The following is a 22,587-nucleotide window of genomic DNA, read 5'->3' as shown; positions in this document are numbered from 1 at the left end:
CGTCCGGTCCCCCGTCCGGGCCGTTGGCCGGTCGACCGTCCGGCGGCGGTACGGCCGGTTCGCCGTCCGTGCCCCCTCCGCCCTCGGGCCCGTCCGGGGCCGCCGGGGCGGGTGGCGCCGGGAGTGCGAGTGGTCCCGGCGGCGCGAGCGGACCGGGCGGGCCGACCGGACCGGGCGGCGCGGGCGGGCCCGGCGGGCCGTCGTCCGGCGGGCCCGGACGCGGGGCGCGCACGCCGTGGTGGCGCTCCGGGAAGGGACTGGCGCTGGCGGCGGGCATGGTGGCGGTGGCCGTGGTGGCCACCGTGCTGATCGTCAACAACCAGGGCGGCAACCACCCGGCCGTGCCGACCGCGAACGAGGTCGCCCTGCAGGCCCCGGCCGATCCCGGGCCGGACCCGTTCACCCCGTCGGTGGAGACCCAGGGGGTGAGCGCCCCCGCACCCGGCTCCGCCGTCCCGACCCCCGCCCCGACCGTCACCCCGACGGCGCAGCACCCGGGCGGCGCCTCGTCCCGGAGCGGTTCGCCGACCGCGCTCCACAGCGTCGAGGGCAGCTCGGCCGGGCTGTACGCCGGGTCGATGGGCAAGCCGAGCTGCGACACCGAGCGCCTGGTCGGGATGCTCTCGACCGGGGACACCGGGCGCGCCTGGGCCTCCGCCGCCGGCATCGCGCAGGCCGACGTCCCCGGCTACCTGCGCTCGCTGACCTCCGCCTACCTGCGGGTGGACACCCGGGTGACCAACCACACCTACAAGAGCGGCGCGGTGGTCGAGTACCAGTCCGCACTGGAGGCGGGCACCGCCGTCCTGGTGGACGCCCAGGGCGTGCCCCGGGTGCGCTGCTCCTGCGGCAACCCGCTGAAGCCGCCGGCGCTGGTGAGCAACGCGAGGTACACCGGGAAGGCCTGGGCGGGCTTCCAGCCGTCCACGCTGATCATCGTGGTGCCGGCAGCCCGACCGGTGACCGAGATCATCCTGGTGAACGTCGAGACCGGCGGGTGGTTCTCCCGGATGACCGGGCGGGTCGAGGTCGTGGACCGACCGGCCGAACCGCCGAAGGGGCCCCTGGTGCCCGGCATCCCGCCGCCGGGCCCGTGGACGCCGTCCACACCCTCGGCCACCTCCTCGACCTCCCCCGGTACGACGTCCCCCGGCATGACCTCGCCCGGTGCAACGTCGCCGGGTGCAACATCGCCGGGCACGACCCCACCCGGCACGCCATCGCCCGGCACGCCGACGAGTTCGGGTGCCATCCCCTCAGGCTCCACAGGCGCCGGAGTCACCTCCTCGGGCCCGACGACCCCCGGAGCCACGTCCCCGACCAGCTCGGGTCAGCCGCCGGGGACGGCCACGACGACCAGCACCCCGCCCCCGTCCACGGTGACCACCGGCACACCGACTCAGACTCAGACACAGACGCCGACACCGATCACCAGGACGCCCTCCCCCGCGACGACGACCACCGCCGTCACGACGGCAACCGGGACCACGACGGCGACCACCACCACCGCCCAGGCGCCGACCGCGACCTGCGCGAGCACCGCGCCGTCCACCCTGCCGCCCTGCCCGACCGCGAGCGCCGCCACGCCGAGCTGACCCGGCACACGCCCCGCTCCGCCCCGCTGCCATCGACCCTCACCCGGCCGGTGGCAGCGGCGCGCCTCAGGGCACGGACCTCAGGGCAGCAGCACCTTCGCGTCCTCGGGCCCGAGCACCCGGCCGTCCGCCGAGCGCACCTCGACCCGCGCGACAGGCGCACCGGACTCGCGGTCCACCAGGCGCGCCCGGGGCTCGCCCTCCTCGAAGAACCACTGGTCGCCCCACTGCCGCAGCGCCGTGATCACCGGGAACAGCGCACGGCCCTTCTCGGTGAGCACGTACTCCTGGTACGGGCTGCCGTCGGCGGCCGGCGCGAGCTCGAACACGCCGTTGGCGACCAGGCCGGCCAGGCGGGAGGACAGGATGTTCTTGGCCAGGCCGAGGTTCTTCTGGAACTGCCCGAAGCGGCGCAGTCCGTCGAAGGCGTCACGGACGATCAGCAGCGTCCAGCCGTCGCCGACGACGTCGAGCGGACGGGCGACCGGGCAGGCCGATTCCTCGTGCGTGGTGCGTTTCGGCACTTCTCCCACCTCTCAGCTCTCACCGGTCGGCGCCCAGCGTACCGATCAGAGCGTGGTTGCTTATTAAAACCAGGGTATGCCATGGTGTCGCGGTAGCACTTTGAAACCACCATGCCCCTTCGAGGGAGTCCGCCCATGACCTCACCCGCCCGCGCGTCCGCCGAGGACCCGACCGCCGCCGACCCGACCGCCGACGCCCTGGCCAAAGCCCCGGCCGACACCCCCACCGGGGCCCCGCCGCGCGGCCTGTCACCGGCCGTCGCCTGGCTGCTCTCCGTCGCCTGCGGCCTCGCCGTGGCCAACGTCTACTACTCGCAGCCACTGCTCGACCTGATCGCCCGGGACTACGGCATCGCCCCGGCGACCATCGGCCTGGTCGGCACCCTCACCCAGACGGGCTACGCCCTCGGCCTGCTCCTGCTCGTGCCGCTCGGCGACCACGTCAACCGCCGCACCCTGATCACCTCCCAGCTCGGCTTGTCCGTCCTCGCCCTCCTCGCCGTCGCACTCGCCCCCTCCGCTCCGCTGCTGCTCCTCGCGATGGCCGCCGTCGGCGTCCTCGCCGTCGTCGCCCAGGTGGTCGTCGCCTACTCCGCCCAACTCGCCGCCCCGGGCGACCAGGGCCGGGTGGTCGGCACCGTGACCAGCGGCATCGTGGTCGGCATCCTGCTCGCCCGCACCGTCGCCGGGACCATCGGCGACCTGGCCGGCTGGCGCGCCGTCTACGTGGTCTCCGCCGTCGCCACCACCGCCATGGCCCTCGCCGTCGCGGCCGCCGTCCCGTCCGAGCGGCACCGGGCGGCCGAGCGGATCGGCTACCCGCGGTTGGTCGGCTCGGTGTTCACGCTCTTCGCCCAGGAGCGCGTGCTCCGGGTCCGGGCCGTCCTCGCGCTGCTCGCCTTCACCTCCGTCACCGTGCTGCTCACCCCGATGGTGCTCCCGCTCGCCGCGCCTCCCTTCAACCTCAGCCACACCCAGATCGGGCTCTTCGGCCTGGCCGGCGCCGCCGGAGCGCTCGGCGCCGGATACGCCGGCCGCCAGGCCGACCGCGGCCGCGCCGAACGCACCGCCGGCATCGGTCTGCTGGCCATGCTGGTCGGCTGGCTCCCGGCCGCACTGCTGCCGCACTCGGTCTGGTGGCTGGTGCTCGCCATGGTGGTGATCGACTACGGCCTGCAGTCCGTCCACGTCGCCAATCAGCACCTCCTCTACCAGGTCCGCCCGGAGGCGCAGAGCCGCCTGACCGCCGGCTACATGCTGCTCTACTCCGCCGGGTGCGGCGCGGGCGCGATCCTGTCCACCGTCGTCTACGACCACGGCGGCTGGACGGCCGTCTGCCTGCTCGGCGCCGCCACCAGCCTCACCGCGCTCGGCTACTGGTGGACGGCGGCCCGCCGCTGACGGCCGATCGGCCACCGGCCCCGCCGCCTACGCGCGTGTCACCTACGCGTCCGCCACCGGCGCCTCCGCCGACGACGCCGCGGCGAGGACCTCCCGCAGCGTCCGTATGCCCTCGCGCCAGGCCGCCGCCTCCCCCGACTCGTCCCACAGCTCCGCGAGCTCCGACTCCTCCGCGACCACCCGGTCGAGCGCCGCCACCGCGAGCGGGCGCAGCTCGGCGGAGAGCGGCGGGACCGGCTCCTTGGGCCCGTAGGCGCTGGTCACCGCCGCCCCACCCGGGCACTGCGCCGCCACCAGCGCGGCGGAGGCGACCGCCTCCACCGCCTCGTCCGAGTCCAGGAACTCCTCCGCCCGGACGGCGTACAGCAGCGCCGACCGGAGCAGCGCCTCCCGCTCGCCCGGCGCCGCGTCGTCCAGTCCGCCGCAGAAGTCCGCCGCCGAGTCGTTGTCGAAGTGCCCGATGTCCCAGGTGCCCATGCCGATCCCCTCACGCCGTTCGTGTTCGTGTGCGACGGATGCTTGCACACGGCACTGACAATCGGCCGGGCCGAGGGATATTCGCTGGTCAGGGCCGACCGCGGTGGGGCAGAGTGCCCCCATGACCACGATTCAGGGGCTGGACCGGGACGGGTACATCGCACGGGAGGGCGCGCTCGACCGCGTGCCGCCGGCGTTCGCGCCGGTGGTCTCCGCGGCCCGGGAGCGGATCGCCGCGGCCTTCGCCCCCGACCGGCTGCACAGCGCCTACCTCTACGGCAGCCTCCCGCGCGGCACCGCCACCCCCGGCGTCTCCGACCTCGACCTGCTGCTCGCCCTGCGCCACGAGCCCACCGCCGCGGACCGGGCGGAGGCCGACGCCCTCGAGGCCGCGCTCGACGGGGAGTTCGCGCAGGTGAACGGGGTCGGCGTGGTGCTGGCCGGCACGGACACCCTGCTGAGCGAGCTCGAACGCCACGACCTCGGCTGGTTCGTCGCCTGCCTCTGCACCCCGCTGCTCGGCGAGGACCTCGCCGCCCGGCTCCCCCGCTACCGCCCCACCTCGCTGCTCGCCCGGGAGACCAACGGCGACCTGGCCCTGGTCCTCCCGCTCTGGCACGAGCGCCTGGCCGCCGCCACCACGGAGGCCGAACTGCGCGGCCTCACCCGCGCCGTCTCCCGCCGCCTCGTCCGCACCTGCCTCACCCTGGTCATGCCCCGCTGGGGCGGCTGGACCAGCGACCTCACCGCCTCCGCCGAGATATTCGCCGGCTACTACCCCGAGCGCGCCGCCCAAGCGCGCCTCGCCGCCGCCCTCGCCCGCGGCCGCACCCCCGACCGGGCCGCCCTCACCATGCTCGTCGACGACCTGGGCCCCTGGCTCGCCGCCGAGTACGCCGCCGTCCACGGCGTGAAGGCACCGCGCCCGTGACGGCAGCGCGCCCGTGACGGAACCGCACCCGGACGGCCGGTCCTACGGTCCGGACCACCGGTGCGTCCCGCTCCCGCCGGCCCACGGCATGCTCGTCCCGGACGTCGTCGGCGGGCGGATCGGGTACGTCGAGGTCCTCGACCCGGCGGCCGCTCCGGGACACCAGCCCCGGCCGGGGCTGAACTCGCCACCGCCGCAGGGGCTTCAGTCCACGCACGGGATCCCGCCCGCCTTCACCGCCGGCCCCTGCATCGGCAGCCCCGCCGCCGAGTCGGCGGAGGTCTCACCCGGCGCGGCCGACGGCACGGCCGTCGGGCTCGGGGTGCGGGAGACGGCGAGGGTGAGCAGGACGCGTCCCGCGGGGATCCCCGACGAGAAGACCGCGTTCACCCCGTAGCGGGCGGCGAGGCGCTGCGCCTCGGCCTTGGCCCCGGCTCCGTACCCGACCGCGGTGGCCCGGGTCCTGGCCGGGGCGTCGCCGATCCGGCCCGTCTGGTAGCCGAGTTCGGCCAGCGCCCGGGACTCGTTGGCCGCCGCCCCCGCCCCCGCGACCGCGTTGATGTCGACCACCGCCTTGGGCGTCGCGCTCGGCGTCGGGGTCGCGGAGGGCGACGGGGCCGGGTCGCCCGGCGCGTCCCCGGACGGCGCGACGGGCACGACGGCGGGGACGGCCGGCGCCGGCTCGTGCTTGAAGAGCTGCCGGACGATCTTCCTGATCAGGTCCGGGTTGACGGTGTTGACCTCCTGCCCGCCGACCGTCTTGAAGCCGCTGATCGGCAGGGTGTTGAACTCCACGTTGCCGCCGGTCAGGTTGGGCGCCTGCTGGGCGAAGTCGAGGATGTTCCACTCGTTGTCGATGACCACGTCCTTCTTCACCACCGCGAACAGCTTCTGCATCTGCCCGAGGTCGTTCAGGATGCCCTGCTGCTTGAGCCGGTACTCGACGGAGGAGAGGAACGCCTGCTGCCGGTGGGTGCGGTCGAGGTCGCCGTTGGTGAGGTGGTGGCGCTGGCGGACGAAGGAGAGCGCCTGCGCGGCGTCGAGGGAGCTGATCCCGGCCGGGAGCTTGAGGCCGGTGCCGCCGCCCTCGTGGGTGGCGGTCCGGGCGATGATCGGGTCGTCCACGGGGTGGTTGAGGCAGACCTGGACCGGCTCGACCGCCTTGGCGATGTCGTAGAAGCCGATCAGGTTCACCTCCGCGAAGTGGTCGATCGGGACGTCCAGGAAGCTCTGCACGGTCCGGATGGTGGCCGAGCGGCCGGCCTCGCGGCTCTGCCGTTCCAGCGCCGCCTTGGAGAGCCCCTTGCCCGCCAGCTTCTGCTCGGCGGCCTCCTTGGCGATGCCGTACGCCTCCTTGATCTTGTGCATCTTCCCGTCCGCGCCGACGGTCTGCACGTAGTCGTCGCGCGGGACGGAGAGCGCGGTGACCTTGCCGCCGTTGGCCGGGATGTGCAGCACGATCAGGGCGTTGGTGTTGTACCCGCCGATCTCGCTGGAGCCGGCGTGCAGTTCGTCCTCCACGAACTGCCGGGGCAGGTCGTTGCCGTCCATGTCCTTGCGGCTGTCCAGGCCGATCAGCAGCAGGTTGACGGACTTGTCGAGGTGCGGCGGAGCGTTCTTCCTGGCCTCGCTCAGCGCGGTGGACTTGATCATGCCGTCGTCCAGGCTGCGGTACTCGTACCAGGTGAAGCCGCTGGCGCCGAGCACCGCGACCGAGACGGTGCAGGCCAGGGTGCGCCCGGCGACGGTCAGCGGGGCGGCGGCGCGGCGCGGGTCGTAGCCGCGCCGGCCGCGCAGACCGCGCTGCCCGTGTTGGCCGCGGCCGCCGGTACGGCTGTTGCCGCGCTCAACCACGGCGGCCCCTTCCGGCCGGGACAGCCGTCCTGCCGGTCCGCCGGCGCTCCGGCACCGCCCGGCGGCGGGCCGCCGTGACACGGACCGCGACCACGACGAGCGCCACCGCCACGGCCGCGGCCATCACCGGGAACGCCCCGACCACCCAGCGCAGCGCGCCGGTGCCGAGGTTCCTCCCCTGGTACTTCCCGGGGTGCGCCAGGTACTCGACGCCCGAGGCGGTGAGCAGCACCACGACCGGAGCGGCCGTCACCACCCACCACCGGCCGGTGCGGCTGCAGAGCAGCGCCGCGGCCGCCGTCCCGAGCACCGAGCCCACCGCGAACAGGAGGCCGACGCCCGGCCCGTCGAGTTCGTCCGCGACCGCTCCGAGCAGCGGCAGCCCGACCGCCGAGAACGCGGCCGCCGTCCCGCCGCGCCGGCGCGCCTGCTGCCTGCGGCGGGCCGCCCCGGGGCGCGGCGACCGGACCTGCCGGGGCGCCGCGGTGTCCGCGCGCCTCCCGGGGGCGCCTGCGGCTCCCGCACCGGCCGGCCAGGAGCGCTGGGCGGGCAGGGCGCGGTCCTCGGTGCGGGGCCCCGCGTCCTGGTACGGCGTTCTCGCCCGCTGACCGGCCATGCGCACTTCCCTCGATCGTTGCGGCTGCGGCGGCGCGATCGCACCACCGCGCGTGCCGGGACGCCGTCGGTCCTGCCGGGGCCCTGGCGGCGCCCTGGTGACGTCCTGGTGGGGACCAAGCCTCTACATTGCTGTAGAGGTTGGGCTGGAGCATACAAAACCCATTTCAGCAAAGTCATCCGCTGCCACCCGGCAGCGACCGACCGCCTGGTGGACCGTCGTTAGGATGGTCATGATCCCCGCCACGTCGGCACACCATCAGGAACGCATCAGAGGAGCAGAGCGTCACCATGTTTGAGAGTCTGAAGAACCTCGCGGGCAAGGCCACCGACCTCGCCCGTGACCACGGCGACGTGATCGGGCAGGGCCTGGACAAGGTCGGCGACGCGATCGACGACCGCACGGACGGCAAGTACAGCGGGCAGATCGACACCGGCGTCGAGAAGGCGAAGGACTTCCTGCGCAACCTCGACGGCGACCAGAAGCCCGCCGAGTAACCTGCCGCAGGACACGATCGGCCGCACGACGGTCGAACGACCGCACGGGCGAACGGGGAGGGGCGGCAGCGGTGAGCGAGGAGAAGAAGGGGCCGGGCTGGGGGCAGTGGCTGGTGCTCACCGTCGCGGTCGTGGTCGGGCTGGGCCTCCTGCGCGGCAACGACCACGACGGCGCGGCCTCCGCCGACCCCTCCCCGACCGCCGCCGCCCCGTCCGTCCCCGGGTCCGGCGGCGCGCCGTCGGCCGGCGGCTCCGCGAAGCCCTCGAAGCCCTCGGGCCGCTACGACCCTGCCGACTACGCGGAGCCGGTCCGCCGGTACGCCACCGAGGCCGGGGTCAACCCGCAGCTGCTGATGGCGATCCTCTACAACGAGTCGTACAAGCCGCACGACCCCGAACTCGAACGGGCCTGGCAGCGCGGCAAACCGGACGCCTCCTTCGGCATCGCCAACATGCACCGGGCCGCCTTCGACGACACCAAGCCCGGCCGCCCCTTCGCCTCCCGCCAGTGGGAGGAGCTCCCTGACGACCGGGACCTGGCCGTCCAGGCGGCCGCCTGGCACCTGCACGACCTCGCCGCCCAACTTCCCGCGCGCCCGGGCGTGTCGCTCAGCCGGGACGAACTGGTCGCCCTCGGCTACAACGCGGGCGCGGGCAACATGCTGGCCTTCGCCCGGGGCGTCAAGATCGGCTCCCAGGCGCAGTCCTACCTCGACCGCCTGCGGGACAACTGGTCGAAGTCCGGCGAGGCCGTGAAGTAGCGCCTCCGGGCGGTCAGCTGACGGCGATCCGGGCGGACCAGACCCTCCGCCAGGCCAGCGCGTCGGCGACCCCCTCGGCGATGCCGCGCCGCGGCTGCCAGCCGAGCAGGTCCCGCGCGGTGTCCACGACGGCGTAGCAGCCGATCACGTCCCCGGGCCGCGGCCCGGCCTCCCGCACCTCGAGACTGGCGCCGACGGCCTGTTCGAAGGCGGCGATCAGCTCCCGCACGGTGGTCCCGTCGCCGGTGCCGACGTTGATCACCCGGTAGCGGTCCGCCACGCCCGGGGCGATCACCTCGTCGAACCGGAGCAGCGCCGCGACGTGCGCCTCGGCGAGGTCCTGGACGTGGACGTAGTCGCGGATGCCGGAGCCGTCGCGGGTCGCCCAGTCGGTGCCGGTCACAGTGAACGGGGTGCCGGTGGTGTGCGCCTCGATCAGCTTGCCGAGGGCGTGGGTGGGCCGGAGGTCCTGGAGGCCGGTGCGCAGCTGCGGGTCGGCGCCGATCGGGTTGAAGTAGCGCAGGGCGATGACGCGTTGGCGCTCGGCACCCTCGCCCCGGGTCCAGTCCTGGAGGACCTGCTCCATCATCTGCTTGGTGCGCGCGTACGGGCTGCCGGCGTCGACCGGGCTGCTTTCGTCGACCCGGGCGTCGGGGGTGGGGGCGTAGATCGAGGCGGAGCTGCTGAAGACGACCCGGGTGCAGCCGTGGCGCTGGAGGGCGTCCAGGAGTTCGACCGTCTTGGCGACGTTCTCCCGGTAGTAGTACAGCGGCTTGGCCACGGACTCCGGTACGACGATCTTCGCGGCGCAGTGCACGGTGGCGTCGATGTCGGGGTGCTCGGCGAAGATCCGGTCGAGCAGGGCCGCGTCGGCGATGTCGCCCCGGTAGAAGAGCCGGTCCGCGACGAACTCGGTCCGCCCCCGGGAGAGGTCGTCCAGCACGACCGGGGTGATCCCCCGGTCGAGCAGGGCGGAGGCGACGGTGCTGCCGATGAATCCCGCGCCGCCGGTGATCAGGACCTTCTTCATGCGCGAGCGCTCCCTTGCGGTCGTCCGGGCGCCCAGTGGCGCCCGGTGACCGGAAGGGACGTCGGTTCGCACCCGGCCGGTTCCACGACGGGGCCGCTCCCCCGGAACGGCCGGCCCGCGCCGGGCGGCTCAGCCGCGGTGGCGGCGCAGCCAGAGGCCGGTGGCGACCAGGACGACGGCCGCGCAGGCGGTGCCGATGGCCGCCCAGGCGGTGGCGTCGGAGGTGGTCGCGTGGACGCGGCCGGGCGCGGCCTCCCGGGCGGAGACGGGGGCCGCGGTGGTCCCCGTCCCGGCGGTGGTCTCCCGGAGCGGGGCGGGGGTCACCTCGGCGGAGCGTGGCGAGCCGTCCCCCGGCTGGGCCTCGGCGAGCGGCGGGCCCCCCGTCCCCGCGGGCGCCGGGTCGGTGACCACCGCGGTGTCGATGTCGAGCTCGCCCTCGCCGTGCCCGGGGGCGGGGGAAGAGCAGTCCACCGTCACCCGCCAGTGCCCGACGGGCAGGATCTCCCGGGTGGTGTACGTCCCGGGACGGCCGGGGGCGGTGACCAGGCGCCAGGGGCCGACGGCGCGCCCGTCGGTGGCCGTCGCGGAGAGCGTGCCGGCGAACTCCCCGGTCACCGGGTCGTGGTCGTTCTCCCAGGTGGCGACGGTGCTGACGCGACCGTTCTGCTGGCCGGTGACGTCCAGGTGGACGCTCTCGCCGTGGGCGGCGGCGGGTGCGGCGGCGGCGAGCAGGGCCGCCGCGGCGAGGGCGAGGGCGCTGAGGTGGGGGCGGGTTCGCATACGGGAGGGTCCTCGGGGCGGTGTGGGGGCAGGGACGCTGGGAACGGCCGGCGCCGGGAACGGCCCGCCACTGGGTGGGCGGCGGCCGGTCCCGGCGCGACTGACCTTCGGGCCTGCGGGTCTTGGGGCCCGCGGGCGTCGGCGGCTCGGGTCGGAGGGTGCGGCCGGCGTACGGGCCGACCGGTTTTACGGGCTCACAGGAACAGCCTTACCCCGTTCGGCACACGAGGACTTCAGCAACGAACAGTTCTGGTAAGAGAGGCCGCCGTTCGACTGCGGAGACTCCGGCCACCGCCCGCGTCGAGGGTGAACCCGCCTCCGTCAGCGGCGAGTTGACACGTCCGCGCGGCCGCTTCGGGGTGCGGCAGCCGGGCGGTGCGCCGGACCGGGACCGCCGCGCCGCCAAGCACGGCGGCCCGGGTCGGCGGAATTCGGCGTGATCTGACTGATGGCCGCCTCGGGAGCCGGTCCTCCCCGGGGTCGGGGGCGGGGCCGGGGGCGGGGCCGCGGCGGCCAGGGCGCCCTGCGGGTGGGCCGGCGGCGTCGGCGCGGCCCACTGCTCCGGTATCCCATCGCGTTCCTCTCCTCGCGCGACGGCCCGTGCCCCTGCGACGGAGGGGCTCGGGCCTTCCGACACTCCGGAGAGCGGGAGGGGCGAGCGGGAATAACAGAAACCTCTTGCGAAAATCACCGGGCCGTTCGATCGAGTGGCGGCCGGGGACGCCGAACCGGCCCTGGGCGCAAGGCGCAACCGCGCAGGGCGGAGCCGGGGAGCGAGCAGGGGGCGGAGCCGGGGAGCGCGAGCAGGGGGGCGGGCGCTCCCCGGCAGGAGGTGGTGGCGGCCACCCGGCCGGAGTCCCGGGGCGTGCGACTCCGTCGGCCGTGACGGAATGCTAGACCCGTCGGCAGGTGCTGACCAGTGCTCTGACCAGCGGATTTTCCGTCCCGGACATGCCATCGCCAGCCAGGGTACGACGGACCGTCAGATCCGACGTACCGTCACATCGCCGGACGGTCAGGCCGCGGCCTTCACCGGCTCCGCACCGAAGGCCGCCGCACCCGCCCAGGGCCGTACCGCCGCCGTCGCGCCGGTGCCGCAGCCCCCGTGCAGCCGGGCCAGCCCGGCCGCCAGGACGACCCGGTCCCCGCCGAGCCAGAGCCGCAGGGCTGCCGAGAGCGCGGCGCTGGCCGGCCCGGCCGCGGGGCCGCCGGTCCGCACCAGCCGCTCGCCGAGCAGCGGCAGCAGGTCCGCGACCGCCGCGGGCAGCCAGAGCGTGAGCGCGAACGGCGCCGGTCTGGCCAGAACGCGTAGCAGCGGCAGGACGCAGGCGTCGTCGTGCAGCGCGGGGATGACCTCCAGCAGCCCGTCCACCGCCACGTCGGAGACGTCGCCGCCGTGCCCGCGCGCGAGGTCGCGCAGCAGCGCGCGCTCGGCGGCGGTGATCCGGACGGTCAGCATGACCTCGTCGCAGTCCATGGTCCCGGCCCCTGTCGTGGAGAGTTGGTGGTGTGGTCGTCGGGTCGTGGTGTCAGTCCTGTGCCGACAGGGTTCCTGCCCCGATCCGGCCCTCCGATACCGGCGCTATCAGGCCGTAGTGGCCGTCGAAGCGGCGGTAGAGCACCCGGGCCCGGTGGTCGCCGGGGTCGGTCCAGCCGACGAACGGGCGGCCGGTGAGCCAGAGCCGGCGGGCCGCCTCGGCGAGGTCGAGCGGGGGCATCGCGCTGGTGCCCGCGGCGCACAGTTCCACCGTGCCGCCCGGCGTGCAACGGTGCACCAGGCCGTCCCGTCCGGTCGCGGCGTCCGCGAAGAGGTGGAACCGCCGGTCGAGGGCGAGCAGTTCGAGCACGGCCTGTTCGGGGCCGCGGCGGGCGAGCACGACCGCCTTGTGCCGGGCGATCCGCCGCTGGGCGAGCGGACGGTCGGCGAACTGCGGGCGGTAGGCGCTCTCGTACGCGACGGCGAAGCCGATGTCGCCCTGCTCGCGCAGCCGGACGGCCCGGCCGGCCAGTGTGCCGAGCACCAGGTCGACGGACTCCCGCGCGGTGCCGGTGGCCAGCTGCACCCGGACCGGACCGACGCCCGCCAGCTCGACGTCCGCCTGGGCCAGCGCGGGCCGGGTCACCGAGCGGTTTCGCGAGCGGGTCAGCCGCAGTCGCAGCGCGTGGGTGCCGGGGCCGAGCGCCGCGGCGGTGGCCAGTGCCCGGGCCCGGGCGTACTCGGCCTCCTCGCGGGGCAGCTCACCGCGGATCTCCACCCGGACGTCGAGGGCCGGCCGGTGGCGCAGACGGGTCATCAGGTTCCTCCTTCTTCGCATCCATGCTGTCCCTCGTACGCCCGTGCGGCGAGGGTCCAAAGACCCTGCCCCGCGGGCGAGCCGCCGACCGCCCGGAGGGCCGCATCGGCGCAGGTCAACACCGGGTTTCGAGCACGCACGAAAGGGTCGATCCACTCGGCCGTTGGAGTGATCCCCGCACATTCGGCGCAACGCTCGGGAAACCGGCGCGTTTGTTCAACGTGCGCCCTCCCGCCGGGGGCGCGCGCGGGGCCCGCGCTGGGCGGACCCCCGGCTCCCGGCCGGCCCGCCGCTGCCACCCGGCATCGCCCGCACCGGCCCCTCTGGTGAGAGGTAGTGTCATGTCCCTGCTGACCGAGACGCGGAAGCTGATCGTCCCCCCGAGAACCGCACCCGGCCCGGCCCCGCTGGCCCGCGCCGCCGTCCCGCCGCTGGCCCCCGGCGCCCTGCCCGGCCTCGGGCACGCCGGCGCCCTGCTGCGCGACCCGCTCCGCTTCCTCGGTTCGCTCTCCCGCCACGGCGGGGTGGTCCGCATCCGCCTCGGCCCGCGCACCGTCTGCGTGGTCACCGACGCCCGGCTGGTCCACACCCTGCTCGTCGCGCTGGCCCACGACTGCCCGCGCGGCGCCGTCCAGGACACCCTCAAGACGGCCTTCGGCGACGGCCTGCTGATGTCCGAGGGCCAGGCCCACCGGGACCGCCGCCGGATCATCCAGCCGGCCTTCGGCCCGGACCGGATGGGCGAGTACCTGGCCGTGATGCAGCAGGTCACCGAGGAGCGGGCCGGGCGCTGGCGCCCCGGGCAGGTCCTCGACGTGGCCAAGGAGATGAACCACCTGGCGCTGGAGATCGTCACCCGCACGCTGTTCGACGCCCGGCTCAGCGAGGACGCCACCGTCGCCTTCCACCGGGCGCTGCCGGACCTGGTGAAGGGCCAGATCGTCCAGTCCCTCTACCCGAGCCCGGCGCTCGCCCGGCTGCCGCTGCCCGTCAACCGGCGCTTCGACGACGCCGTCCGGGTGCTCAACCGGGTGGTCGACCAGGCCGTCAACGGCCGCGCCGCGGGCGCCGAGGAGGGCCGCCGCACCCTGCCCGCCCTGCTGCGCGCCGCGACCGACCCGGCCAGCGGGTGCCCGCTCACCGAGGCCGACGTGCGGTCCGAGGCGATCGCCATGTTCGGCGCGGGCACCGAGACCGTCTCCACCACGCTCACCTGGCTGCTGGACGAGCTGCTGCGCCACCCCGAGGTGGAGGCCCGGATCCTCGCCGAGCTGGACGAGCACCTGCCCGCGGGCACCGTCCCCACCCTCGAGGCGCTGGCCCGGCTCACGTACACCCGCAGCGTCACCCAGGAGGTGGTGCGGCTGCACGCGCCGAACGCCTTCCTGATGCGCACCGCCCGGGTTCCGGTCGATCTGGGCCCGTACCGCGTCCCGGCCGGCACCGAACTGCTGTACAGCCTCACCGCGCTGCACCGCGACCCGCTGCGCTACCCCGAGCCCCTGAGCTTCCGGCCCGAGCGCTGGCAGGACGCCGGCGGCACCGGACGGCCGTCCTTCCTGCCGTTCGGTGCGGGCAAGCACAAGTGCATCGGCGAGGCCTTCGCCTGGGCGGAGCTGACCGTCGCGGCCGCGGCGATCCTGCGGCGCTGGCGGCCGGTGGCGGTGCCGGGCGCCCGGGCCCGCGAGGTGGTGTGGACGACGGTCCAGGCGCACGGCCTGCGGGTGCGGCTCGCGCCGCGCGGCGCGCGCTCCCCACGCAGGAGCTCCACCGCGGCCTCCCGCGAGGGTGATACCGGCTCCTCACCGGGGGACACAGTGCCCTCCTCCCCCGGTGAGCCGCCGTCGGGCCGGTGCCCGTTCACCGGCGCCAGCCGTGCGACCGCCCCCGCCGACCCGGCCGCCCCGGCGGACCTCCGGTCGCGTGCCGACCTGCTCCTCTCCGCCGACCGGCACGCCGACTGGGCGGTCCGCCGCGGCCTGCTCACCCCGGCGGAGCTGCCCCGCTACCGGGGGTACGCGCTGCACGAGCTGATCGGCTACGCCTATCCCCGCGCCCGGGGCACCGAACTCGACCTCCTGGTGGACATGCTGGGCTGGTTCACCATCCTGGACGACCGGTTCGACGGCCCGCCCGGCCGCCACCCCGTCCAGGCCCGCGCCGTGGTCGACCCGCTGATCGCGGTCCTCGACGGCGCCTGCGGCGGGAGCCCTTCCGAAAGTCGACTACTGCTCTCCTGGAGGGAGTTGTGGGAGCGCCAGACCGCCTCGATGTCCCCCGAGTGGCGCGCCCGGGCGGCCCGGGAATGGCGGGCCTGCCTGGCCACCTTCCCCGCCGAGGCCGACCACCGCGCCAACGGCACCGTGCCCGCCCTCGGCCTCGACCTGACGGACACCATGTGGCTGCGCCGGCACGGCAGTTGCCTCTACCCGTTCATGAACATAATGGAACGGGTCCACGGCACCGACGCCCCGGCCGCGCTGCACGCGGAGCCCGCGCTGCACCAGCTGCGCGCCAACACCGCCGACGCCGCCACGCTGATCAACGACCTCTACTCGCTGAAGCGCGAGGAGCGGCAGGGCGGGACGGCGTTCAACACCGTGCTCACCCTCGAGCGGGCCCACGGCTGCACCCGCGACCGGGCGGTCCACGCGGTGCGCACCCGGGTGGCGCAGCTGCAGCAGGAGAGCGAGGAGCTGCGCCGCGACCTGCTGCGCCGCCACCCGGCCGGGCGCTGGTACCTGGACGGCACCCGGGAGCTGGTCGCCGGCGTGCAGGCCTGGACCAGCACCAGCCACCGCTACCGCGTGCGGGACCGGGAGGCGCGCCAGTGAGCGGCCCGGTCCGGGAGCGCTACTTCCGGCCGCCGAGCGCGAACAGCAGCAGCACGAAACCGGCGAACAGGTGGGTGGCGAAGATGTAGATGCCCGCGCGGATCAGCATCGCCTTGCGGCGCCGCTTCTCCTCGCTCGTACCGTCCCCGCCCGTACCGCTCCCGCTGGTACTGCCCTCGCTCACGCTGTCGTCGCTCGTGCTGGCGCTCATGGTGGTGCTTCTCCTCGGATCGGGCGGACGGGCCGGGCGCGGCTCAGCGGGGCCGACCGCCGGGGGCGCGCAGCTCGGTGAGCAGCGCGCCCTGGTCGGTGATCAGCTCGGTCAGGATCCGGCGGGCCGCGCGCAGCAGTTCGGCGACGTCCGGGGTGCTGAGCGCGTACACCACGGTGTTGCCCTCACGGGTCGCCGTGACCAGCTGGGTGCGGCGCAGCACCGCGAGCTGCTGGGAGAGGTTGGACGGCTCGACCTCGATCTCCGCCAGCAGCTCGCGCACCGGCCGGGGGCCGTCCTGGAGCAGTTCCAGGACCCGGATCCGTACGGGGTGGCCGAGGGTGCGGAAGAACTCCGCCTTGGCCTGGTACAGCGGCACCGGCATCGTCCGCGCTCTCCCTCGGGTCCGGCTGGATGGTCGTCCGGCCGGGCGGGGATCTCCGCCGCGGCCGGTAGGCATCATCGCGACAGATGAAGATTTCTTCAAGTCGTCACCGCGCGCAGCCGGGGTGCGCCGGGATCCGGAAGGCCCCGACCGGACGCTCCGCCGGGCGGTCGCGATCGGGTCGGGGCATACGAAAGCCGAGCCCGGGACGCTGCCAACTCCCGGGCTCGGCAGTCATGGTGATGAGCCGTCAGCAGACTACAGGCACATCGACCGTGGCCGGGACCTGCCCGCTCCAGAAGCCCTCGACGTCGAAGGAGACGTGCACGGTGGACCCGCACGGCACCGTGCTGGAGATGCCGTCGACCCGCACGGTGGAGACCTGGAACACGGTGCGGCCGTTCACGGTGCCGAGCGAGGCCCCGCCGGTCACGTTGGCCGACAGGTGGGTCACCAGCTCCTTCGGCGCCGGCGGCCACGGGGTGCCCGGGGACGGCGGGCCGGCCAGGCCGATCTTCCCGTAGACCGCGACGCTGTCACCCGTCACGTCGGCGCAGGCGTAGGTGGCCAGGCCGGCCTGCAGGCTGGAGTAGCCGCAGGTGGTGACGGTGGCGGTGGTGGTGGCGGCGGCCGGGGTCGCGGCGATGGCCGGGACGGGGGCGGCGAGCAGGGTGACGGCGCCGGCGGCGATCCAGGTGGCGCGACTCATGCGGTTCATCGGTGCCTCCTCCTTCGGAGGGTATGAGGACGGACTGGGAACAGGTGACGTGGTACATATGACATTTCATAGGCCCACGACAGAAACTTTGACATGCGATTCCTCGGCCATGAGGCGGATTTACCCTCGGAAGTCAGGTGTCGACCGAAACTGAACCTTCGATGGCGCAATCAGCGCTGGACAGTCGAACGGGCGCCCCCGTCCAGGGGACGCCCGCGTGGAGCCCGGGTGAACCGTTTTCGAACGCCCCCGGAGCCGCCTTCGAAGCCGCCGCCGAAGCCGCCGCCGAGCCGCCGCCGGCTCAGCCCAGCGAGCCGCGCAGGGCGTCGACCCGGACCACCGCCTCGCTGAAGGCGTGCCGGTCCAGGCGGCCGTCGTCCAGGGCGGCGGCCAGCGCCTCGGTGGCCTCCTCGCCCTGCCGGGGGTCCCGCCCGGAGCAGAGCATCAGGTCCATCCCGGCCGCCGCGGCGGCCAGCGCGCGGTCACCGGGGCCGCCGTACGGGGCGAGCGCGGCGGCCTCCATGGCGTCGGTGACGGTCACGCCGTCGAAGCCGAGCCGGCCGCGCAGCTCGCCCTGGATGATCGCGTGCGAGAACCCGGCCGGGTGGTCCGGGTCCAGCGCCGGGTAGACCGCCCAGGAGGCCATCACCAGGCGCACGCCCGCCGCGATGGCCGCCCGGTACGGGGCCTCGCCGCGGGCGCGGAGCTGCGACAGCGGGACGTTCAGGGTGACCGGGCTCTCGTCGGTGTTCGCGCCCCGGGGCGCGGCGCCGAGACCGGGGAAGTGCTTGGCGGTCGCGGCCACGCCGAGGCCCTGCTGGGCGGTGAGGAAGGCGCTGCCCAACTCCGCCACCTTGGCCGGGTCCTGGCCGAAGGAGCGCTCGGAGTGGTCGATGAAGTTGTCCGGCGTGTCGTAGACGTCGAGCACCGGGGCGAGGTTGAGGTTCAGCCCGGCGTCGGTGAGGGTCCGGGCGGCGCCGGCCCCGGACTCCGCCGCCGCGGCGACCGGGTTCGCCGCCAACCCGACGCGGCGGGCGGAGAGTTCGGGCGCACCGGGCAGCCGGCGGACCTTGCCGCCCTCCTGGTCGGTCATCAGCAGCAGCGGGCGCGGATGCGGCGCCTCGGCGGCGGCCTGCTTCAACTCGGCTATGGCCTCGGCGAGTTGCTCCGGGCTGGTGATGTTCTCACCGAACAGGATCACCCCGGCGGCCCGGCCCTCCCGGATCGCCTGGAGCGTCGTGGCCGACGGTATCGGGCCCGGGTACGACAGCACGACCCGCCGCCCGGCGAGCACCCGGGAATCCTCCTGCGCCAGGCCGGCCATCGCCGCGGTCCTCTCGTCCGGTGCGCCCGGGGCACCCGGAGCGCCCGGGGCACCCGGAGCGCCCGGGGCACCCGGAGCGCTCGGGGCACCGCGCGGCGGGGCGGGCGAGCCGAGCGGCACCGGCCCGAGCGCGGCGCCCATGACGGCCAGCACCACCCCGAACTGGGCGACACTTCGGAACAGGGCCATCACGCCTCCCGGTCGACAGGTGACTTCGGCATGTCAACGTACCCAGGGGTGCGGCGCGGCATTCCCCCATACACCGTATTCATCCGATAATCCGACTCAATCTCCGCGAGGTGACACCTCTCCGCGGACCAGCCGGCCCAGGACGGCCACACCCTCGGCGATCTCGGACACCGAGCCCGCCGCGTAGCCGAGGACCAGGCCGGGCGGGTGCGGCAGCCGGGCGTGCCAGGACAGCGGCTGCACCTTGACCCCCTCCGCCAGGGCGGCGGCGGCCAACCCCGTATCGGTACGGCCGCATCCCTCCGGGAGCGTCAGCATCAGGTGGAGGCCGGCCGCCGCGCCGTGCACCGTGGCCCCCGGCAGGTGGGTGCGGATGGCGTCGATCATCGCGTCCCGGCGGCGGCGGTGGCGGCGGCGCAGCAGCCGCAGGTGCCGGTCGAGGTCGCCGGACTCCATCAGCCGGGCGAGGACCAGCTGGGGCAGCACCGGGTTCCCGAGGTCGGCGAACCGCTTGGCCTCCAGGACGGCGTCCCGCAGCCGGTCCGGGACCAGCAGCCAGCCGGTGCGCAACGCGGGGGCGAGCAGCTTGGAGACGCTGCCCGCGTAGCAGACCCGATCCGGCAGGACCGCCCGCAGGGCCGGGACGGGCGGACGGTCGTAGCGATGCTCGGCGTCGTAGTCGTCCTCGATGACCAGGCCGCCCTCCGCCGCCCAGCGCAGCAGTTCGCGGCGCCGTTCGCCGCCGAGCACGACACCGGTCGGGAACTGGTGGGCGGGGGTGAGCAGGACGGCCGGGGCGCCGGTGGCGCGCAGCGCGTCGACCCGGACGCCCTCGGCGTCGACCGGGACGGGCGGGGTGGCGGCGAGCCAGTGGGCGAGGTGCTGCCGGACGCCGACCGAGCCCGGGTCCTCCACCGCGACCTCGTCGATGCCCGCCCGCCCGAGCGCGCGGCCGAGCAGGGCGAGCGCCTGGGCCGTACCGGCGACGATCAGCACCTCGTCGGGGTCGGCGCGGATGCCCCGGTTGCGGGCCAGCCAGTGGGCGACGGCCCGGCGCAGGGCCGGGGTGCCGCGCACGTCGCCGTAGCCGAGGTCGGACGCGGCGAGGCCGTCGAGGACGGCCCGTTCGGCGCGCAGCCAGGCGGCGCGGGGGAAGGCCGCGAGGTCGGGCACGCCGGGGGTGAGGTCGATCCTGGCGGGGGCACCGCGCAGCTGCTCGAAGACCTCGGGGTCGGGGTCGTCCCGGAACAGCGCGGGCACCTGGCGGGGCGGCCGCGCCGCGGGCACCTCGCCCGGTACGACGGCGGCCGTGACCGGTACGGCGGTGGCCGCGACCACGACTGTGCCGCCCCGCCCGCGGCCAGCGACCTGCCCCTCCTCGGCGAGGCGCCGGTAGGCGTCGGTCACCACCCCGCGGGAGACGCCGAGTTCGGCCGCCAGCACCCGGCCGGCGGGCAGCCGGGCCCCGACCGGGAGCCGCCCGTCGGCGACGGCCTCGCGCAGCCGGCGGGCGAGCCAGTCGGTGAGGCCGCCGGGCGGGGCCTCGGCGGTGTCGAGCTCGAGGAAGTCGGCGCCGGCCTCTTTGGACCGGTCGGATGCCTCGGCTTTGGACCTGTTCACCGGACCATAGTGGCGGCGAGGGTGGGGCCATGACCACGGAAACGACGGCGCCCGCGAACGCGGCGGCGCCGGAGCACGGGCTCGACCACGGCCCCGACCACGGCCCCGACTACGTCCACGGCTACTCGGAGACCGAGGCCCGGCGCCTCGGCGACCAGGCCGACACCCTCGCCGAACTGCTGCACGCCGGCACGGCCTACCCCGCGGGCAGCCGGGTGCTGGAGGCCGGCTGCGGGGTGGGGGCGCAGACCGTGCACCTGCTGGCCGCCAGCCCCGGCGTGCGGCTGACGGCGGCCGACCTCTCGGCGGACTCGCTGGCCCAGGCCCGCTCCCGGGTGGCCGCGCAGGCACCCGCCGCGGACGTCACCTGGCACCACGGCGACCTCCACCGACTGCCGTTCCCGGACGGCTCCTTCGACCACGTCTTCCTCTGCTTCGTGCTGGAGCACCTGACCGACCCCGCCGCCGGGCTGGCGGCGCTGCGCCGGGTGCTGCGGCCGGGCGGGACGATCACCGTGATCGAGGGCGACCACGGCTCGGCGCTCTTCCACCCGGAGACCCCGGCGGCCCGCCGCACCGTCGACCACCTGGTCCGGCTGCAGGCCCGGGCGGGCGGCGACGGCCTGCTCGGCCGCCGCCTCCACCCGCTGCTGACGGAGGCCGGGTTCGCGCGGGTGACGGTCCGCCCGCGCACGGTCTACGCCGACGACGCCCGGCCCGCCCTGGTGGAGGGCTTCACCCGCCGGACCTTCGTCGCGATGGTCGAGGCCGTCCGGGCCGAGGCGCTGGAGGCCGGACTGAGCACCCCGGAGGCCTTCGACCGGGGCATCGCGGAGCTGCGCCGCGCGGCCGAGCCGGGCGGGACGTTCCACTACACCTTCTTCAAGGCGGTGGCGGTCCGGCCGTAGCGCGGGCCTGCCGGGACCTGCTCCTGCCGGAGCGGGCCCCGCGGGCGGGGTCGTGGACGGGGGTCACGATCGCGCCCGCGGGGCCCGCCGGGGAGCCGGGCACTACTCCGGGCTGTCCCCGAGGTCCGCCAGCAGGGTGCGCATCACCTCGACGAGCGCCGTCCGCTGCGCCTCGTCGAGGCCCGCCAGCATGCGGTACTCGGTGGCGAGGTGGTCGGGCAGCGCGCGGTCGATCAGGTCCCGGCCCTCGGGGGTGAGGGCGACCTCGCGGCTACGGCCGTCCTGGTCGCTGCGGGCGCGGGTGACCAGTCCGCGCGCCTCCAGTCGGTCCAGCCGCTGGGTGATGGCGCCGGAGGTGACCATCGCGGACCGCATCAGGCCGGTGGGGGTGAGGCGGTAGGGCGGGCCGCTGCGCCTGAGAGTGGCGAGGACGTCGAAGGAGGCGGCGTCCAGCCCGTGCTCGGCGAAGGTGCGGTTGAGCTCCGTGTCCACCAGCCGGTAGAGGCGTTTGAGCCGGCCGAACACCTCCATCGGGGAGACGTCCAGGTCGGGGCGCTCGGTGCCCCACTGCGCGACGACGCGGTCCACATGATCTGCCACGGGTTCAGGGTAGGCGATCCCGACCACATTCCTTAGCGCTGAGGTAACCGTGAGCCATGTCACTCACTCGATGCGGTGAAGAATGCCTTAGCGCTGAGATACATTGCCTTAGTGCTAAGAAATCGCCTCGCCCTCGTCCTGGTGACGGCCCTCGCCCCGGCGGTCTGGGGCACGACCTACCTGGTCACCACCGAACTCCTGCCACCCGGGCGCCCGCTGCTCGCCGCCGTCATCCGCTGCCTGCCCGCCGGACTCCTCCTGATCGCCCTCACCCGCCGTCTGCCGCAGGGCAGTTGGTGGTGGCGCTCGCTGATCCTCGGCGCGCTGAACATCGGGGTGTTCCAGGCGCTGCTGTTCATCGCCGCCTACCGTCTGCCCGGCGGCATCGCCGCCACCGTCGGCGCCGTCCAACCCCTGGTCACCGCCGGGCTCTCGGCCCTGGTCCTCGGCGACCGGCTCACCCTGCGCACCGTGCTGGCCGGGATCGCGGGCGTCGCCGGCGTCAGCCTGCTGGTACTGCGGGCCGACGCCGAGCTGGACGCGGTCGGGGTGGTCGCCGCGCTCGGCGGTGCCGTGGTGATGGCCGCCGGCATCGTCCTCTCCAAGCGCTGGGCCTCCCCCGCCCCGATGCTCGCCACCACCGGCTGGCAGCTCACCGCCGGCGGACTGCTGCTGGTGCCGGTCACGCTCCTCACCGAGGGCGCCCCACCGTCCCACTACAGCCTCGCCAACGTGCTCGGCTACACCTACCTCTGCCTGATCGGCGCGGCCGTCACCTACGTGCTCTGGTTCCGCGGGCTCCGCGCGCTGCCGCCGACCTCGGTCTCCTTCCTCGCCCTGCTCAGCCCGGTCGTCGCCACCCTGCTCGGCTGGCTGGCGCTCGGCCAGGACCTCAGCCCGCTCCAGGCGCTCGGCGCCCTGGTCGTGCTCGGCTCGCTGCTCGCCGCCCAGGTCCAACGGCCGCGCACCGCACCGGAGTCCGCACCCGGAGCCGGGCCGACGGCCGCCCCGCGGCCCGTCCGCGAGAACGCCTGACCC

The 22,587-nt window shown here is 75.1% G+C and carries 22 protein-coding genes; 8 read left to right on the top strand and 14 right to left on the bottom strand.

Annotated features, from left to right (window positions below; translation table 11 throughout):
• The first annotated feature begins 275 nt into the window (after nucleotides 1-275).
• A complete protein-coding gene (locus ACFVU7_RS21575; RefSeq protein WP_388046487.1) occupies nucleotides 276-1,595 on the top strand; it encodes a DUF6777 domain-containing protein in 1,320 nt (439 codons plus the stop codon).
• 80 nt (nucleotides 1,596-1,675) lie between these two features.
• Here the strand turns inward: ACFVU7_RS21575 and ACFVU7_RS21570 are convergent, their stop codons facing one another.
• Nucleotides 1,676-2,119 carry a helix-turn-helix domain-containing protein gene (locus ACFVU7_RS21570; RefSeq protein WP_074004888.1) on the bottom strand — a complete coding sequence of 148 codons (444 nt, stop codon included), beginning with the start codon at nucleotides 2,117-2,119 and terminating at the stop codon, nucleotides 1,676-1,678.
• Between the two features lie 135 nt (nucleotides 2,120-2,254).
• Between ACFVU7_RS21570 and ACFVU7_RS21565 the strand changes: the two genes are divergently transcribed.
• Nucleotides 2,255-3,520: an MFS transporter gene (locus ACFVU7_RS21565; protein ID WP_388046485.1), complete on the top strand. Its 1,266-nt coding sequence runs from the start codon at nucleotides 2,255-2,257 to the stop codon at nucleotides 3,518-3,520.
• A gap of 42 nt (nucleotides 3,521-3,562) precedes the next feature.
• Here ACFVU7_RS21565 and ACFVU7_RS21560 read toward each other — a convergent pair whose 3' ends face one another.
• On the bottom strand, nucleotides 3,563-3,997 hold the full coding sequence (locus tag ACFVU7_RS21560; protein ID WP_049658045.1) for a DUF4259 domain-containing protein: 435 nt from the start codon (nucleotides 3,995-3,997) through the stop codon (nucleotides 3,563-3,565).
• A gap of 121 nt (nucleotides 3,998-4,118) precedes the next feature.
• Between ACFVU7_RS21560 and ACFVU7_RS21555 the strand changes: the two genes are divergently transcribed.
• Nucleotides 4,119-4,928, top strand: a complete 810-nt coding sequence (locus ACFVU7_RS21555) for a nucleotidyltransferase domain-containing protein (protein WP_388046483.1) — start codon at nucleotides 4,119-4,121, stop codon at nucleotides 4,926-4,928.
• Between the two features lie 204 nt (nucleotides 4,929-5,132).
• Here ACFVU7_RS21555 and ACFVU7_RS21550 read toward each other — a convergent pair whose 3' ends face one another.
• Together ACFVU7_RS21550 and ACFVU7_RS21545 are read right to left on the bottom strand one after the other, a co-directional pair.
• Entirely contained in the window at nucleotides 5,133-6,782 is a 1,650-nt protein-coding gene (locus ACFVU7_RS21550) for an LCP family protein (protein WP_388046482.1), read from the bottom strand.
• The gene (locus ACFVU7_RS21545) at nucleotides 6,775-7,398 is read right to left on the bottom strand and encodes a DUF6542 domain-containing protein (protein WP_074004891.1); all 624 of its coding nucleotides are present in this window, start codon (nucleotides 7,396-7,398) and stop codon (nucleotides 6,775-6,777) included. Before ACFVU7_RS21545 ends, ACFVU7_RS21550 begins: the two co-directional genes overlap by 8 nt.
• A gap of 290 nt (nucleotides 7,399-7,688) precedes the next feature.
• Between ACFVU7_RS21545 and ACFVU7_RS21540 the strand changes: the two genes are divergently transcribed.
• Both ACFVU7_RS21540 and ACFVU7_RS21535 read left to right on the top strand, forming a co-directional pair.
• A complete protein-coding gene (locus tag ACFVU7_RS21540; RefSeq protein WP_049660325.1) occupies nucleotides 7,689-7,895 on the top strand; it encodes an antitoxin in 207 nt (68 codons plus the stop codon).
• 71 nt (nucleotides 7,896-7,966) lie between these two features.
• Entirely contained in the window at nucleotides 7,967-8,656 is a 690-nt protein-coding gene (locus ACFVU7_RS21535; RefSeq protein WP_074004892.1) for a transglycosylase SLT domain-containing protein, read from the top strand.
• Nucleotides 8,657-8,669: 13 nt separating this feature from the next.
• On the opposite strand, the gene galE is transcribed toward ACFVU7_RS21535, so the two are convergent.
• The 4 genes from galE to ACFVU7_RS21515 all read right to left on the bottom strand — a co-directional run bounded on the left by galE (nucleotide 8,670) and on the right by ACFVU7_RS21515 (nucleotide 12,760).
• Entirely contained in the window at nucleotides 8,670-9,686 is a 1,017-nt protein-coding gene (galE, locus tag ACFVU7_RS21530) for a UDP-glucose 4-epimerase GalE (protein WP_049660328.1), read from the bottom strand.
• Between the two features lie 129 nt (nucleotides 9,687-9,815).
• The gene (locus ACFVU7_RS21525) at nucleotides 9,816-10,466 is read right to left on the bottom strand and encodes a hypothetical protein (protein ID WP_380737271.1); all 651 of its coding nucleotides are present in this window, start codon (nucleotides 10,464-10,466) and stop codon (nucleotides 9,816-9,818) included.
• Between the two features lie 1,015 nt (nucleotides 10,467-11,481).
• A complete protein-coding gene (locus tag ACFVU7_RS21520) occupies nucleotides 11,482-11,943 on the bottom strand; it encodes a hypothetical protein (RefSeq protein ID WP_117492977.1) in 462 nt (153 codons plus the stop codon).
• 52 nt (nucleotides 11,944-11,995) lie between these two features.
• Entirely contained in the window at nucleotides 11,996-12,760 is a 765-nt protein-coding gene (locus ACFVU7_RS21515) for a sigma 54 modulation/S30EA ribosomal C-terminal domain-containing protein (RefSeq protein WP_388046479.1), read from the bottom strand.
• Between the two features lie 341 nt (nucleotides 12,761-13,101).
• Between ACFVU7_RS21515 and ACFVU7_RS21510 the strand changes: the two genes are divergently transcribed.
• Nucleotides 13,102-15,594: a cytochrome P450 gene (locus ACFVU7_RS21510; RefSeq protein WP_388046478.1), complete on the top strand. Its 2,493-nt coding sequence runs from the start codon at nucleotides 13,102-13,104 to the stop codon at nucleotides 15,592-15,594.
• Between the two features lie 19 nt (nucleotides 15,595-15,613).
• Here the strand turns inward: ACFVU7_RS21510 and ACFVU7_RS21505 are convergent, their stop codons facing one another.
• From ACFVU7_RS21505 to ACFVU7_RS21485, 5 genes are all read right to left on the bottom strand, one after another.
• A complete protein-coding gene (locus tag ACFVU7_RS21505; protein WP_049656767.1) occupies nucleotides 15,614-15,805 on the bottom strand; it encodes a DUF6126 family protein in 192 nt (63 codons plus the stop codon).
• Between the two features lie 43 nt (nucleotides 15,806-15,848).
• Nucleotides 15,849-16,190 carry a helix-turn-helix transcriptional regulator gene (locus ACFVU7_RS21500; protein WP_049656769.1) on the bottom strand — a complete coding sequence of 114 codons (342 nt, stop codon included), beginning with the start codon at nucleotides 16,188-16,190 and terminating at the stop codon, nucleotides 15,849-15,851.
• Nucleotides 16,191-16,440: 250 nt separating this feature from the next.
• Nucleotides 16,441-16,908 (bottom strand): hypothetical protein, encoded by a 468-nt coding sequence (locus tag ACFVU7_RS21495; protein ID WP_049656770.1) that lies wholly within the window; start codon nucleotides 16,906-16,908, stop codon nucleotides 16,441-16,443.
• A 301-nt stretch (nucleotides 16,909-17,209) separates the two neighbouring features.
• Nucleotides 17,210-18,421, bottom strand: coding sequence for a glycoside hydrolase family 3 N-terminal domain-containing protein (locus ACFVU7_RS21490; RefSeq protein ID WP_388046476.1), 1,212 nt, complete (start codon nucleotides 18,419-18,421; stop codon nucleotides 17,210-17,212).
• A 96-nt stretch (nucleotides 18,422-18,517) separates the two neighbouring features.
• On the bottom strand, nucleotides 18,518-20,041 hold the full coding sequence (locus ACFVU7_RS21485) for a PLP-dependent aminotransferase family protein (protein ID WP_388046474.1): 1,524 nt from the start codon (nucleotides 20,039-20,041) through the stop codon (nucleotides 18,518-18,520).
• 29 nt (nucleotides 20,042-20,070) lie between these two features.
• On the opposite strand from ACFVU7_RS21485, the gene ACFVU7_RS21480 reads away from it, so the two are divergent.
• Nucleotides 20,071-20,949 carry a methyltransferase domain-containing protein gene (locus ACFVU7_RS21480; RefSeq protein WP_388046473.1) on the top strand — a complete coding sequence of 293 codons (879 nt, stop codon included), beginning with the start codon at nucleotides 20,071-20,073 and terminating at the stop codon, nucleotides 20,947-20,949.
• Between the two features lie 102 nt (nucleotides 20,950-21,051).
• On the opposite strand, the gene ACFVU7_RS21475 is transcribed toward ACFVU7_RS21480, so the two are convergent.
• On the bottom strand, nucleotides 21,052-21,549 hold the full coding sequence (locus ACFVU7_RS21475) for a MarR family winged helix-turn-helix transcriptional regulator (RefSeq protein WP_388046471.1): 498 nt from the start codon (nucleotides 21,547-21,549) through the stop codon (nucleotides 21,052-21,054).
• Between the two features lie 111 nt (nucleotides 21,550-21,660).
• Here ACFVU7_RS21475 and ACFVU7_RS21470 point away from each other — a divergent pair, with 111 nt between their 5' ends.
• On the top strand, nucleotides 21,661-22,584 hold the full coding sequence (locus tag ACFVU7_RS21470; RefSeq protein ID WP_388046469.1) for an EamA family transporter: 924 nt from the start codon (nucleotides 21,661-21,663) through the stop codon (nucleotides 22,582-22,584).
• Nucleotides 22,585-22,587 lie beyond the last annotated feature (3 nt).

Origin of the sequence: Kitasatospora sp. NPDC058046 (assembly GCF_042885595.1) — a bacterium.
Classification (GTDB): Bacteria; Actinomycetota; Actinomycetes; order Streptomycetales; family Streptomycetaceae; genus Kitasatospora.
The sequence above is the reverse complement of the archived record's forward strand: the minus strand, read 5'-3'. Positions and strand labels throughout refer to the sequence as shown.

Coding starts and splice junctions, on each gene's coding strand:
- ACFVU7_RS21500 (WP_049656769.1), bottom strand. CDS start 16,190: ATGCCGGTGCCGCTGTACCAGGCCAAGGCGGAGTTCTTCCGCACCCTC.
- ACFVU7_RS21510 (WP_388046478.1), top strand. CDS start 13,102: ATGTCCCTGCTGACCGAGACGCGGAAGCTGATCGTCCCCCCGAGAACC.
- ACFVU7_RS21540 (WP_049660325.1), top strand. CDS start 7,689: ATGTTTGAGAGTCTGAAGAACCTCGCGGGCAAGGCCACCGACCTCGCC.
- ACFVU7_RS21525 (WP_380737271.1), bottom strand. CDS start 10,466: ATGCGAACCCGCCCCCACCTCAGCGCCCTCGCCCTCGCCGCGGCGGCC.
- ACFVU7_RS21545 (WP_074004891.1), bottom strand. CDS start 7,398: ATGGCCGGTCAGCGGGCGAGAACGCCGTACCAGGACGCGGGGCCCCGC.
- ACFVU7_RS21490 (WP_388046476.1), bottom strand. CDS start 18,421: ATGGCCCTGTTCCGAAGTGTCGCCCAGTTCGGGGTGGTGCTGGCCGTC.
- ACFVU7_RS21515 (WP_388046479.1), bottom strand. CDS start 12,760: ATGACCCGTCTGCGCCACCGGCCGGCCCTCGACGTCCGGGTGGAGATC.
- ACFVU7_RS21495 (WP_049656770.1), bottom strand. CDS start 16,908: ATGAACCGCATGAGTCGCGCCACCTGGATCGCCGCCGGCGCCGTCACC.
- ACFVU7_RS21560 (WP_049658045.1), bottom strand. CDS start 3,997: ATGGGCACCTGGGACATCGGGCACTTCGACAACGACTCGGCGGCGGAC.
- ACFVU7_RS21555 (WP_388046483.1), top strand. CDS start 4,119: ATGACCACGATTCAGGGGCTGGACCGGGACGGGTACATCGCACGGGAG.
- ACFVU7_RS21575 (WP_388046487.1), top strand. CDS start 276: ATGGTGGCGGTGGCCGTGGTGGCCACCGTGCTGATCGTCAACAACCAG.
- ACFVU7_RS21565 (WP_388046485.1), top strand. CDS start 2,255: ATGACCTCACCCGCCCGCGCGTCCGCCGAGGACCCGACCGCCGCCGAC.
- ACFVU7_RS21505 (WP_049656767.1), bottom strand. CDS start 15,805: ATGAGCGCCAGCACGAGCGACGACAGCGTGAGCGAGGGCAGTACCAGC.
- ACFVU7_RS21520 (WP_117492977.1), bottom strand. CDS start 11,943: ATGGACTGCGACGAGGTCATGCTGACCGTCCGGATCACCGCCGCCGAG.
- galE (WP_049660328.1), bottom strand. CDS start 9,686: ATGAAGAAGGTCCTGATCACCGGCGGCGCGGGATTCATCGGCAGCACC.
- ACFVU7_RS21480 (WP_388046473.1), top strand. CDS start 20,071: ATGACCACGGAAACGACGGCGCCCGCGAACGCGGCGGCGCCGGAGCAC.